Annotated in this window: 11 protein-coding genes; 8 read left to right on the top strand and 3 right to left on the bottom strand. The window is 67.6% G+C overall.

Translation table 11 applies throughout. From position 1 onward, the window contains the following. Positions 1 to 53: 53 nt before the first annotated feature. On the top strand, positions 54 to 1676 hold the full coding sequence (locus ABN034_RS05185; RefSeq protein WP_349689825.1) for an ankyrin repeat domain-containing protein: 1623 nt from the start codon (positions 54 to 56) through the stop codon (positions 1674 to 1676). Between the two features lie 85 nt (positions 1677 to 1761). After that, a complete protein-coding gene (locus ABN034_RS05180) occupies positions 1762 to 2205 on the top strand; it encodes a hypothetical protein (RefSeq protein ID WP_349689824.1) in 444 nt (147 codons plus the stop codon). 30 nt (positions 2206 to 2235) lie between these two features. Here ABN034_RS05180 and ABN034_RS05175 read toward each other — a convergent pair whose 3' ends face one another. Next, the gene (locus tag ABN034_RS05175; RefSeq protein WP_349689823.1) at positions 2236 to 4248 is read right to left on the bottom strand and encodes a GTP-binding protein; all 2013 of its coding nucleotides are present in this window, start codon (positions 4246 to 4248) and stop codon (positions 2236 to 2238) included. Between the two features lie 180 nt (positions 4249 to 4428). Next, positions 4429 to 5436 carry an RNA polymerase subunit sigma-70 gene (locus tag ABN034_RS05170; RefSeq protein ID WP_349689822.1) on the bottom strand — a complete coding sequence of 336 codons (1008 nt, stop codon included), beginning with the start codon at positions 5434 to 5436 and terminating at the stop codon, positions 4429 to 4431. Between the two features lie 170 nt (positions 5437 to 5606). On the opposite strand from ABN034_RS05170, the gene ABN034_RS05165 reads away from it, so the two are divergent. The 6 genes from ABN034_RS05165 (at position 5607) to ABN034_RS05140 (ending at position 12446) form a co-directional block, all read left to right on the top strand. Further along, positions 5607 to 6074 (top strand): ArsR/SmtB family transcription factor, encoded by a 468-nt coding sequence (locus tag ABN034_RS05165; protein WP_349689821.1) that lies wholly within the window; start codon positions 5607 to 5609, stop codon positions 6072 to 6074. Continuing rightward, positions 6071 to 7660: a cation diffusion facilitator family transporter gene (locus ABN034_RS05160; protein ID WP_349689820.1), complete on the top strand. Its 1590-nt coding sequence runs from the start codon at positions 6071 to 6073 to the stop codon at positions 7658 to 7660. Before ABN034_RS05165 ends, ABN034_RS05160 begins: the two co-directional genes overlap by 4 nt. Before the next feature lie 129 nt (positions 7661 to 7789). Beyond that, positions 7790 to 8668, top strand: coding sequence for a hypothetical protein (locus ABN034_RS05155; RefSeq protein WP_349689819.1), 879 nt, complete (start codon positions 7790 to 7792; stop codon positions 8666 to 8668). 98 nt (positions 8669 to 8766) lie between these two features. After that, complete coding sequence (locus ABN034_RS05150) at positions 8767 to 9549, top strand: phytanoyl-CoA dioxygenase family protein (RefSeq protein WP_349689818.1); 783 nt, start codon at positions 8767 to 8769, stop codon at positions 9547 to 9549. Positions 9550 to 9753: 204 nt separating this feature from the next. Beyond that, positions 9754 to 10815: a glycoside hydrolase family 26 protein gene (locus tag ABN034_RS05145; protein WP_349689817.1), complete on the top strand. Its 1062-nt coding sequence runs from the start codon at positions 9754 to 9756 to the stop codon at positions 10813 to 10815. Between the two features lie 269 nt (positions 10816 to 11084). Continuing rightward, positions 11085 to 12446: an LCP family protein gene (locus tag ABN034_RS05140; protein ID WP_349689816.1), complete on the top strand. Its 1362-nt coding sequence runs from the start codon at positions 11085 to 11087 to the stop codon at positions 12444 to 12446. On the opposite strand, the gene ABN034_RS05135 is transcribed toward ABN034_RS05140, so the two are convergent. Next, complete coding sequence (locus tag ABN034_RS05135) at positions 12416 to 13432, bottom strand: MASE1 domain-containing protein (protein WP_349689815.1); 1017 nt, start codon at positions 13430 to 13432, stop codon at positions 12416 to 12418. The genes ABN034_RS05140 and ABN034_RS05135 overlap by 31 nt on opposite strands. Between the last annotated feature and the right edge of the window lie 33 nt (positions 13433 to 13465).

The following is a 13465-nucleotide window of genomic DNA, read 5'->3' as shown; positions in this document are numbered from 1 at the left end:
TTCTTTCAGCCTGATATCAGCGGGACACAGGCGATTCATGAAAGGAGGTCGCCATGACCACGCCAAAGAGCCTGCCGGTGCGACCATCTCTGGAGTCGATCCGCAAGCAGGCAAAGAGACTCGCTCGCGACACCGCCGCCGGTAACGAGGAGGCGGTCGCACGTGCGCATTCAGCGGTGGCGGACATCGGCCTGCCACTTTCCCAGCGTGACGCCCAATTGGTGCTTGCGCGTGAGTACGGTTTTGCCGGCTGGCACGATCTTCGCGAGGAAGTCCTCAAACGCTCGGGAAGCGGCCTCGAATGGGCGTCAGTCCAGGCCAGGCGGGCCATTCACGACAATGACGTCGCCCACCTGAAGCGGCTGACCGCGGAGTATCCGGCCCTGCTGTCCTGGCGCGATGATCTCGGCGACACCCTGCTCGACGCCACCACCTCGTTCGCCAACGACAACACCGACCCGATCCGAGAGGACATGTACAACCGGCCGGGGTGCGCGGAAGTCCTCATCGATGCCGGCGCTGTCGTCGAGCGTTCGGTGTGGGAGCGCATCATCAGGACGCGCGCCGCGGGGATGCTCCAACTCCTGTGGGACAAGGGTGTGCTCCCGCGGACGCTTCCCCTTCTCGCCGCACTGGGTGACCTCGACGGCGTCCGTACGTGCCTGGACGAACCGGGCGCGATGCGCGCAGCCCACGGCAGCCTCGACAATCGCTCCGTGGTGAACGAGGCATTCCTGTGCGCCTGCCGGTTCGACCACGATGCCGTCGCATCCGTGCTGTTGGACCGTTGCATCGCCCTCGACAACGATCTCGGCCAGCGAATCGACCGCTGGCGGGACCGCTCCGCCTTCGTCGAGTTCCTGTGTGGACAGGAAATCGAGACAGTGAGTCCTGACGTGAACGCGGCAGCCACCGCACCCTGGCGCGCGTTCATCATGGTCCAGCTCACGCGCGCGATGGATGCGGATGACCTGCCCGCCTTCACCCGCTGGTTCCAGAGCGAGCCCTACCTACTCGGCGATTCGTACGTCGAGCTTCAGGTTCACCTGCTCGACCGCGCCGCGTGGACCGATCGCGCCGCGTTCATGACGCACGTTCTCGATCTCGATCCCGCCGTGCTCCACCGCCACACGCCGCCACGATCGCGCGCGCTCGTGTCCGCACTGGAGTACGGGAACGCGCATCTCATTCCCCTCCTGACCCGCGTCTGGCCGCTGCCGGACGACCTGCCACACGCGGCGGGTGTGGGCGACATTGCTCGCGTCAGGCGCTGGTTCGACGACGCCGGCCGACCCGCGCTGGGCAATCCCCACGACCACTTCCCCGCCAACAGTCCGCGGACGCGGGCGGACCTCGGCTGGGGTACGAGCAACGTGCAACAGATACTCGACGTCGCGCTCGCCTGGGCATGCGTGAACCGGCAGTTCGAGATCGCCGCGTTCCTGCTCGAGCACGGAGCGGACATCAACACCCGCTGGGGCACGCACGAGCCGGCCAGCATCCTGCACGAGTGCGCGGTGAACCACAACGTCGCCGCGGCGAGATTCCTGATCGCTCATGGCATCGACATGACCATCAGGGATCATCGCTACAACGCCACCGCGGAGGGCTGGGCCCGCCACGCTGCGCATGACGAGGAGATGGCTGACCTGTTGGCCGCGGGGAGAAGCGAGTGACGTCGGGACCGGTCCCCGATCATGGTGGGTACGTTGGGCACTCCATCCATCGGCGCACAAGGAACTTCAGGGAGTGTCGTTGACCATGCGGGTAAGCCGAGTACTGCTGGGGATCTGCGCGGCGACCGCTGTCGTCGGCGGCGCCGCCCTTGTCGTCATGGTGATCGTGTACTTCGCCGCCAACACCTACGTGCCCGAACTCCGAGAGGGCGGATACGGCATCCTCGCGGGAATCCTCGGCTTCGGAATCTACGTCGGTGGGGCGTTCCGCGGGCACATCGTCGCACGGATCGCCGCCGGCATTGGGCTCGCGCTTGCCAGCTCGCTCCTCACCGTCATCTTCGCCTACCTCATCTCGTTGACGGTCGACCCGGGAGGCGAGCGCGGCAATCTGGAAGACGGCACCGCGGGTGCGGTCTGGTTCCTGATGGGTGCGTACTTCGCATGGCGGGTGTCCACCGGACGGTGGCCGGTGAGCCAGAAGGGCGTGGCCGCGCCCTCTGGCGAGGGCGAGGGCCGCGCTGCGTAGAATCCCGCGGAAGGTCGCTAGGGGACACCCCTAGACCCCACGCAGGACGTGGAGGAGATACTCCTTGCGGTTCAAGGGGTTGTTGTCCGTCCGTGGCCGGGTCGGAGGCGCACCGCTGACCGGCCGGTGGTGGTCGAAGAAGGACTCGAGTACGCCTTCGCCGCGGGTCAGTCCCGGCACCTGCTGCTGGAACTCATGCACCTGCGCCGCCGGGATCTCACCCTCCAACGTGCCCGACACCCCGTGAATGGTCGGTGTGTCCGGTACTGCACGCAGCCGGGCAAGGACCGGCAGGATCGCACCGAGCGTGTCCGCGGGCATGTCGAGGTGGAAGCGGTGCACCGGCTCGCACACCACGGTTCCGGCCTGTTGGAGTGCGCTCATCAGCACCAGTGGCATCAGCTTGCGGAAGTCTCCCGACGTAGTTCCCGGTGAGTTGTAGCCGGAACTCGTCAGCGTGATCGTGCAGTCCCTGACCTCCCACCCGTAAATTCCCTCGCGCAGCGTTTCCCGCACGGTCTTGTCGAGCGCCTTCCGGAATTCCTCGACCGTCTTGTAGACATAGAGGGGAGTCGACTCCAGTTTGACGTCCAGCCCGAAGTCCACGCCGGCGCCGATCGGCGCCGGCTCGATGCGCAGCCCGACCGTTGCCAGGAACGGGTTGCCCTCCTTGCCCAGCAGCTCGACGGCCGTACCGGTGCCCACCGGCCGTTCGATGTAGATCATCGTGGTCTGGCGGAACGTGACGTCGATGCCGTAGTCGCGTTCCAGCGTTGCCTGGATGACCTCCTTCTGCACCTCGCCGTAGAGCGAGACGTACATTTCCTGCCGCACGTCGTCCTGGCGCAGATTGATCAGCGGGTCCTGTTCTGCGAGCTGGGCGAGTGCGACATGCAAGGCGCCCTTGTCACCGGGACTGCGGGACACGACGACCGTTTCCAGCGTGGGTGGGGCGAAGTACGCTCTGCCGCCGGGCTCCGAAACCCCTCCGAACTCGCCTATCTGGTCGCCGACCTCGACATCTGCGAGCCCCCAGAGCTTTCCGATCCGGCCGGCCGTCACCGACGCCCGCTGGACGGCGGACCCGCGGTCGAACACCCGGATCGCGGTGACCTTTCCTTCCTTGTCCCGGCCGAACCGCAGCCGGTCTCGGGTGCGTACCGTCCCGGAGGACATGCGTACGAATGCGATCTTCTCCCCGGCCGTGCCCCGTTCGACCTTGAAGACGGTGCCCGAAACGGGTCCGTCATCCTCGGCGTCGGCATCGTCGGTTCGGCCATCACTGTCACCGCCGACCGAGGGTAGGAACTCGGTGATACCGGCGATCAGCGCCTCTGTGCCCGCGCCGATGATCGCCGAGCCGAAGTACACCGGATGCACCTGCGCCCGTCCGGTCTGGGTGGCCAGCGTGGCGCTCAGTTGGTCGTAGGACACCGCATCTTCGTCGTCGACGTACGCGGCCAGCAGGGCCTCGTCGTGTTCGGCGAGCAGTTCGGCAAGCCTGCCCGTGAACTCCGCGTCGGACGGGGCGAAGGGCAGGAAACCGGCGCGACGGGTGCCCAGGTCGTTGACGGTTCCCATCGGGATGATCGCCGGGGTCAGCTTCTCGGCGATGGACTTCAGGATCCGGTCGTAGCCCGCTCCCCCGCGGTCGATCTTGTTGACGAAGATGAGAGTCGGGATCCGCAGCCGCTGAAGAGTCCGCATCAACACGCGGGTCTGCGCCTGCACCCCCTCGACGGCAGAGATCACCAGCACGGCACCGTCGAGGACGCTCAGCACCCGTTCCACCTCGGCGATGAAGTCCGGGTGTCCGGGCGTGTCGATCAGGTTGACCGTGACATCGTCGAGAACGAACGACACCACCGCGGACTTGATGGTGATGCCGCGTTGCCGCTCCAGTGCCAACGTGTCGGTCTGAGTACTGCCGTCATCGACACTGCCGATCTTGTCGATGACACCGGCGGCGAAGAGCAGCCGCTCGGTCAGGGTGGTCTTACCGGCGTCTACATGCGCCAGGATCCCCAGGTTCAACGTGCTCACGAAGCGTCATGTCCTCTGGATAGGCAACAAATCCATTCGGGGTGGACATGAACGCCTGCCGCATCTTCGTTCTCCCTGGTCGACCAACTCTCCCGGCGAGAGAAGCAGACGATCGCCACGACGGCAAGCGATTTTCGGGGCGCCCGGCGCGGACGGACCGATCAGCCTCAGCCAGCCAGCTCAGCCAGCCAGCTCAGCCGGCCAGCTCGGCCGGGAGACCGAACGCCGGAAAGTCGGCGTCGAGGAACGACACCACCTCGGCGACCCTGGTGCCGCGCACGGCGAGCAGGTCCAGGCCACCCGGGACGAAGACCGCCCTCGCCTCGTCCCACGTGTACGTTGCGAAGGCCAGTTGACCGTTCGCCTCGGCCGGTAGGAAGCGCCAGCGGTCGCGGAGCGGCCCTTCGACCAGGAGGCGCGGATAGCGTCGTGGCCTTCGTACCACGCGGGCAGCGGCGGCATCGAGTACCTCGCGTCGTCGGTCAGCATCGCCACGATCGCATCGACGTCTCCGGCCTCCCATGCGGCCATGTACCGGCGTACGACGTCGCGACGGGTCGCGTCGTCCATCGCGTCCAGGGTCGCCTGCTGGGTGGCATCCGGAAGGAGACCCTCGAGGACTTTCCGGGACCGCTGCAAGGCGCTGTTGACGGCCGCGACGGAGGTGTCCAGCAGATCGGCCGCCTCCCGCGCCGCGAACCCCAGGACGTCGCGCAGCAGCAGCACGGCTCGCTGCAACGCGGACAGGTGTTGGAGCGCGGCGACGAAGGCGAGCTCCACACTCTCCCGCGCGACCGCGCGCGCCTCCGGGCTCAGCTCCGCGCTCCAGCGGAGCCGCTGGTCGGGATACGGCTCCACCCATGTCGTCTCGGCCAGCGGTGCGGCCTGCGGGCTCAGATCGGTGGGGAGCTCGCGGCGACCTCGACGCTCGATGAGGGTCAGGGACCGGTTGGTCGCGATCTTGTACAACCACGACCGGACCGAGCCACGATCCTCGAATCGCTCCAGATGGCGCCACGCACGCAGCAGGGTCTCCTGTACGGCGTCGTCGGCATCGTGGACGGAGCCCAACATCCGGTAGCAGTGCGCGTGCAACTCGCCTCGCAGCGGTCCGACCAGGCGGTCGAAGGCATCGTCGTCTCCAGCCCTGGCCGCGACCAGGAGCTCCGCCGCGGTGGAATCGTCCATCCCGCCCCTCGCCCGGCCGCGCCACGCCGCCCTCATCCGGGCACCGACCCCAAGGTTACGGAGGAGAGCGGGCAGTTGACACGACTGTCGTCAGGTGGGCTAGCCTCAATGTATGAACAGCTATTCAGATGATCAGGGCTCGACCGTGAGGTCGACCCGGGGGCTTGGCCGTGACGCCGACACCGCCGGTTGAGGCGAACGACAGCTGCGCCTCTCGCGTCGTCGACGCGCCCAGGGTCGCGGCGGTCGTGGAACGGATGCCGGCTGAGACCGCGCTCGTCGACACCGCCGACGTGTTCGGACTGCTCTCCGACCCGGGCCGGCTGGGGCTGCTCCTCGCCTTGCTGGACGGCGAACTGTGCGTCTGCGACCTGGCCGCCGTGACCGGACTGAGCGAGTCGGCGACGTCCCATGCGCTGCGTCTGCTGCGCGCCCACCGGGTGGTCACGGCCCGCAGGGACGGTCGGATGGCGTACTACCGGCTGGCCGACGCACATGTACGCATGCTCCTCGACCTCGCGGTCGCCCATACCGAACACACCGACGCCGTCCATCCCGAACGTACGGATAGCGCCGCCGGAGGTGTGCGAATCGAGCGGCCGCGCCGGCCCGGACGCCAGCGCCGGGAGAAGCCATGACGTTCAGTGTCCTCGCCTTGTGCGGCTACGCCCTGGCCGCTGTCCTCGTCGTCGGCGTCCGCGGGTTGATCCAGCTGCGGCGAACCGGCGACACAGGCGTACGACCTCCCAGACGTTCCGGATCGGTCGGAGGTCGCGTGCGGTGGTGGGCCAGCCTGCGCTCCCTTGCCCCGTTGCTGGTTTTGGCGGCCGCACCGGTCGCCGAGCTGGCGGGCCTTCCTGCACTGCCCATTCTGGACACGCCGGCGGTACGCCTCACCGGCCTGGCCGTCGCGGGCGTCGGCATCGCCGCGGTCTTCACCGCCCAGTTGGCAATGGGCCGGTCGTGGCGCATCGGCGTCGCCGAGACCGAACGCACCGACCTGGTGACGACGGGACCGTTCCGGCTCGTACGCAACCCGATCTTCAGCGCCGGACTCGTCGCCACGGCCGGGCTGGTTCTCGCGGTGCCCAACGTGCTCGCCGTCGCCGGCTGGGCATGGTTGCTGATCACCGTCCAGCGGCAGGTGCGCGGTATCGAGGAGCCGTACCTGCGTCGCGTCCACGGCACCGACTACGACGCCTACGCGGCGCGGGTCGGCCGGTTCGTTCCCGGGGTCGGCCGGTTCCGAGCACCCGCCCACGACGGCGATGCTCCACGCCCGCCAGCGACGGATCGCGGCCACGCCCATGGCCACAGTCATGGGGTTCATGGGGTGACGGCGACCGGGCGCCACCGGAGGCTACTGGCAGCGACACTCGCGATCTCCCTGGCGATCTTCGCGATTCAGGTCACCGGCGCATTCCTCACCGGGAGCCTCGCGTTGCTCGGCGACGCCGGCCACGTCCTCGGTGACGCCGGCGGCGTGGCGCTGGCGCTTGGTGCGACGCTCCTCGCCAGCCGTCCCGCGGCCGGTCACCACACGTTCGGCTGGGCACGTGCGGAGATCCTCGCGGCCGCCGCCAACGGTCTGATGCTGAGCCTCATCGGTGGCTACGTCCTCCTGGAGAGCGTACGAAGACTCCTCGAGCCGACCGCCGTCGAACCGGGCGGGATGGCCGTGTTCGGAGCGATCGGACTCGCCGGCAACCTGGTGGGCGTGGCGCTGCTCTACCGGGCGCGCGCCGCGAGCCTCAACCTGCGCGGAGCGTTCCTCGAGGTGGCCACCGACAGCGCCACATCGGTAGGTGTGCTCGCGGCGGCCGGGGTGATCGCCGTCACCGGCTTCACCCGTGCCGACGCGCTGGTCTCGATGGCGATCGGGTTCGTCATCGTCCCTCGGGCGCTGCGCCTGCTCCGCGAGGCGGTCAACGTCCTCCTCGAGGCGGCGCCCGCAGAGCTCGACCTGGATCACATTCGTACGCACATCTGTCAGGTCGACCACGTGCGAGACGTCCACGATCTGCACGTCCACACCGTCACGTCCGGCCTGCCGGTGCTGTCGGCGCATGTCGTCGTCGAGGCCGGATGTTTCCACGACGGGCACGCTCCCCAGCTGCTGGACGCCCTGCAGGCATGTCTTGCGGGACACTTCGATGTCGAGCACTCCACCTTCCAACTCGAGCCCGTCGGGCATGCCGATCATGAGCACCACACCCATGCCTGACCCCGGAGGGTTTGCCGGCCATCAGGAACGCGCGGACTCCTGACGGAGACGTTGACCGGCCCGGCATGCGGTCGTAGGTTCACGACATCCCTGCGCCGGCAAGGGAAAGCGCACGGGACCGGAGGTCTCATGGCGCGCATCCGATGGGTACACGTCGCGATGGTTCTCGCCGTCGGCGTCACGGTTGCCGCCGCCGGGTGCGGCGCGGACCAGCCCGTCACCACCACGGGTCTGCATGTGCTGCTCGACTCGGCCGAGATTCGTGGCGGTGAGGGCATCGCCGTCGAGCGCCTTCCGGCCGGGACACTGCACCACCGCGCACCGCTCACCTCCCTCGTCCTGGTGAAACCGGACCGCGAGATGTCGATCGCCGGCCTGGTCCGGTTCGCCGGCAAGGCGGAGCGTGCCGGCGATGGCGCTGTTCTGGGGGTCACCGGCATGTGCGGGCAGGGATGGACCACGGCAGGAGACCCGATCGACGAGGACCCCTGTGCCGCCGCCGACTACATCACCGATATCCCTGCCGGTCAGACGTCGACCCTCAGGTTGAAGCTGTACGCGACGACCGAGGCGGGCCCGGTCACTCCCGGCACATATGACCTGACCATCCCTTTGGGGGATGCGCCCCGCGGCCCGCTATTGGACCTCCGCTACCGGATCGCGCGGCCCGGGCAGGTCGACCTGCCGCCCTGGCCCGACGAGACGGCTCGGTTGGCGATCACGTTCGAGCCCGACGGTCACCCCTGGTGGGAGCTCCGCCAACGGATCGAAGACGGGTACGGCCGAGTCGTCGACGAACGCCACCTGGCGGACTACGAGGACGACCAGTCATTCGTCGAAGGCGAGGCAGTGTTCACCGTCGACGTGCCGCGTGGCCTCCCTCTGCACACCGTCCTGCAGCGGCGGGAGGGCGACTCGTGGGTCCGGTGTCACAGCGGGATCACCATCGTCCTCGAGCAAGACCGAGGGTCGATGACCCCGCTGACGAACGGCTGCTTCCCGCCGTAGTCCCCCTGTGGGGCTTCGGTTCGGCCCGCCCGCGACCACCGGACACCCCACCCGAATCCCATTGACGCGGCGTCAGCGACAACCGCAGGGTGGTGACGATGCTGTCCGACGACGAGATCGCCGACTTCGTGCGGGACGGGTTCGTCCGCGTGTCTGCCGCCGTACCGCAACCCACGGTTGACGCCTGTCTCGAGGTCATCTGGGCCGAGCTGGCCGGCAAGGGCATCCGTCGCGACGACCCCGCGACGTGGACGTCGCCAGTCACCCGCATCAACTGCCCGGAGGGCGGCCCCTTCACCGACGCGGGTACCACCCAGCCGCTGTGGGAGGCCTACGACCAACTCCTCGGCCGCGACACCTGGTGGAAACGGTCCGGCATCGGAGGAACGGTCCCGGTGCGGTTTCCCCACCCGGCTGACCCTGGGGATGCCGGGTGGCATGTCGAGTCCAGTTTCCCGGTCGATGACACCTGGCGGACCAACATCCGCAGCCGAGACCGCGGCCTCCTCGCCATCTTCCTGTTCACCGACGTCGGCCTCGACGACGCACCGACCCGGCTCCGTGCCGGCTCACATGCCGACGCCGCCCGGGTCCTCGCGCGGGCCGGAGACGCCGGGATGGACGGCCAGGCCCTGAGTCCACTGGTCGACGAGGCGAGTACGCGGCGGCCGGTCGTACACGCGACGGGTGCCGCGGGAGACGTCTACCTCTGCCATCCCTTCGTCGTCCACGCTGCATCATGGCCGCACCGCGGGAGGACTCCCCGCGTCATCGCCCAACCGGGCGTCGCACTCCTCGAGCCGCTTCGACTCGTGGACCGCCGCGGCGCCCGGCCGGTGGAGGCGGCCATCCTCGACGCCCTGGGGGCCGGCCCGGCCTGAGGCCGGCGACTTCCGGTTGCCCGGGACCTTCTTGATCGTCTGGTCTTCCTCTGCCGCTGCTCGGACGCTATGTTTTCCGTCCATACGTGACGAACCGCCCCCGATCCGCCGCTGCGGGTTGGGGGCGCTTCGCGCCCAGGCCCGTCCGACCAGGCCCGCCTGCGATGTGCTCGACCTGCTCGAAGGAGCTGACCTCCCCAGAAGATGGCCGATGTACGCGGAAAGGTCACGACCGCGGTGGTCGTCGCCGGCATGCTCGCCGCGTCGATGGCGTGCCAGCAACCGGCACCGAAGAAGCCTGCCCGACCGCCCGCGACCGCCACCGTGTCGGTCAACAGCTCGTGTGGCATCGAAGAGAAGCTCGTACCAACCTGCGGCGCCTGGTGGGGAGTCGCCGCCAATCCAGTCGCCGGCGAAACCTGGCCGGAGGCTCTGGTCGACTACGAAAGGCAGATCGACCGGACCGTCAACATCGCGCATTTCTACCACCGGGCGGGCCAGCTTTTTCCGACGAGTCGGGAAATCGCCCTGGCTGACGAGCCCGGAAAGGAACGCCTGCTCCTCATCAATTACAAACCCGAGGCGGGACACAGCTGGTACGACGTTTCCAGAGGGGCGGCGAACGCCGAACTCGACCGGCTCGCGGCCCATATCAAGAAGAACTACGACCGGCCGTTCTTCTTCGCCGTTCACCATGAGCCGGAGAACGAAGTCGACCCGACCGAGGGATCCGGTTACACGGCAGCGGACTACCGTGCGATGTACCGCCACGTCGTCACCCGACTGGAGCGACGCGGGGTGTCCCACCTCGTCCGGGTGATGAACTACATCGGACTCCCACAATGGGGAGTCCAGCCCTGGTATCGAGACCTGTATCCCGGCGATGACGTCGTCGACTGGATTGCGTACGACCCTTATGTCTTCGGCACCGGACAGTACTGGGGCGGTGTTTCGGACCTGATGGACCGGCGCTTCGCCACCCATCCGAAGTGGCCTGGCTTCTACACATGGGCCACCCAGTTCGCACCGGACAAGCCGCTCATGCTCGCCGAATGGGGAGTCGCGGAGAAGCCAGGTAGTCCACAGGCGAAAGCAGAGCTTCTCCGCCAGCTCGGAATGCGGGCCGCGGACTGGCCGCGGGTAAAAGCGTTCGTCTATTGGAATTCCGGATCAGATCGGACTGTCGGCGCAACTCGGATAGACTCCTCGACGGCGGCGCTGGCGGCTTATCGTGCCGCCGGACTGCGCGCCTATTTCAATCCTTGATGGGTAACTTTGACCCTACGACAAGCGCGGACACTATTCCCTGCCACCCGCCGAATTTCTGCTCAATTCTCAGAAATCCCTGAGTCGAATTCGCGCCACTGTGACGATGAAGTATGCGCGAACCAGCACCGAACAACAGTGGAACTTCGTCGCACAATTCCAACCGGGATCGGTCTCGAAACGCGCCCAAGTCCATCGCCCCGACAATGCGTCACCTCCTTGTCGGCGCGATCCTTCCAGGTAGTGGCTTGTGGGCGGCAGGACGGCGCGTGACCGGCGCGTCGATTCTCCTCGTCTTCGTCTCACTCTGCGCCGTCGTCGGCTACTTCGCACTGACGCAGCCGCGGGCGATCGTCCACCTGGCCCTCCGGCCAGACACCCTGCTGCTGCTGGCCATCGTGCTCCCGCTCATCGGGCTCGCGTGGGCGGCGACCGTCGTGGCCACCTATCTCGTCCTGCGACCGTCGGCGATGAGTGTCATGCACCGCATCGCGGCCGTCGCCGTGGTCACGGTCCTGGTCGCGGTGATCGCGGTTCCGTTCGCCGTCGGTGGACGGTACGCCTGGGTGCAGAAGGACCTCGTGGAGCACGTCTTCGCCGGCTCGACGAGTAAGAGCGCCACCCGGCCGACGACCGCGCCGCGCGCCGTGGGGAACCCATGGAAGGACCAGGGCCGGGTCAACGTCCTCCTGCTCGGCAGCGACGCAGGGCCGGACCGGTCCGGCGTACGACCGGACACCATCATCCTCGCCAGCATCGACACCAGGACCGGCGCCACCGTGATGTTCAGCGTCCCGCGCAACCTGCAGAAGATCCCGTTCCCCGCTGGATCGGCACCTGCCCGGGTCTACCCCAACGGCACGTACGCCGGCCCGGGCAACGAGTTGGAGTGGCTGATCAACTCGGTCTACCGGAACGTCCCCGCGCAGCACCCTGATCTCCTCGACAGCGACAATCCCGGTGCGGACGCGACGAAGCTGGCCGTCAGCGGCGCACTCGGAGTTCCCGTCGACTACTACGCGATGGTCAACCTCGAGGGCTTCAAGGAACTCATCGACGCTCTCGGCGGGATCACCGTCAACGTCAACCATCGGGTGGCGATGGGCGGCGAGGCCGACGCGGGCCTGGTCCCCGGCGGCTGGATCGAGCAGGGGCCGAACCAACACCTGGACGGGTTCGACGCCCTGTGGTTCGCGCGTGGGCGCTATGGCGCCGACGACTACCAGCGGATGGGCCGCCAGCGGTGCGTGATCAAGGCGATCATCGACCAGGCGGATCCGCTCAGGGTCCTCACCCGGTACGAGGCACTCGCCGCCTCGTCACGAGACCTCTTCTCCACCGACATTCCGCACGACCTGTTGCCGGCGTTCGCCGACCTGGCCTGGAAGGTGAAAGGCGCGGACGTGACGAGTATCGCCTTCACCAACGAGGTGATCCGCCCCTCGAACCCGGACTACCAGCAGATCCATGAGCTGGTCCAGAACGCCATCAAGGAAAGCACGACGAAGAAGTCGAAGTCGTCGATCACGGACTCTCTCGACAACGCCTGTGCCTACCACCCGGACAAGAGTGGACCATCGACGCCGCGACCCCGGCCCGGCTACTCGTCCGCTCCTGAGGACGGTTCATAGGTGGGCGAACTGACCGGCGGGATCAGCGCTGTCACCAACCGGCCCCGGTCGAGCTGGCTGACGACCTCGGCAAGTCGCACGCACGCCAGCTCCACCTGGGCGTACGCCTGATTCCGTTCGGCGATGATCGTGGCGAGGATCAGCGCGGTCAACGCCGCCGATGCGTTGAACGCCTGCAGGATGACCATGCTGGTGAGCAGGTCGGTGTCGGCGAACGGCACCGATCCACTGGCGACCGCCTGGATGGTGACGACGGACACGACAAGCGCACACGGCGCGGCGCCGGCGAGTTGGAACCGCAACGCCGCCCAGATCAGGAACGGTGAGACCAGGAACACCACGTTCGGCGTGGTACGGGTGGCGACCGCGGTCACGACGAAGGTGCCGGCCAGCAGAGCAAGGAACTCGATCCAACGCCACAACCGGATCTCTCTCAGGGCCCGCATGGTCCGCACGGCCCGCAGCGCCAGCAGGAAAGGCGCCACGACCAGCACACCCATTGCGTCGCCGGTCCACCACACCGACCACGTGGCCGCGAAGTCGGCCGGGGAAACCACGCCGGTCAGCACCAGTGCGCCGGCACCGATGGTGGCACTGACCGCCATCCCCGCCATCGCGGCCAGGAAGATCAGGGCGAGTGCGTCGCGTCGTCGGTCGAGCTCGACCCGGAACCCGACCCTGCGCAACAGGAAGTAGGCACCCACCGGTGCGAGGGTGTTGCCGACCGAAATCGCAACCGCGGCAGCAATCGGACCGACCGACATATTGACGACAAGGGCGGCAACGGCGATGCCTGGCCAGGTGCGCAGGCCGAAGAGCAGCAGACCCACGAGAGCGATCCCTGTAGGCGGCCACAGAGGCGTGACCTGTCCGTTGACAAGTTCCTGGAGAAGGCCGATTCTCGCGGCAGCATAATAGGCGACACCCGCGACAAATGCGGGCGCGAACGTGGTGACATAACGCTTTAGCACTGACCCGTCTGTCACACCGGCGATACTACGCGGCTGTAGTTTCCTTGT

Source organism: Actinopolymorpha sp. B11F2, assembly GCF_040195635.1.
Taxonomy (GTDB): domain Bacteria; phylum Actinomycetota; class Actinomycetes; order Propionibacteriales; family Actinopolymorphaceae; genus Thermasporomyces.
Note: the sequence above shows the minus strand (reverse complement) of the source record. Positions and strands in the feature narration are given on the sequence as shown.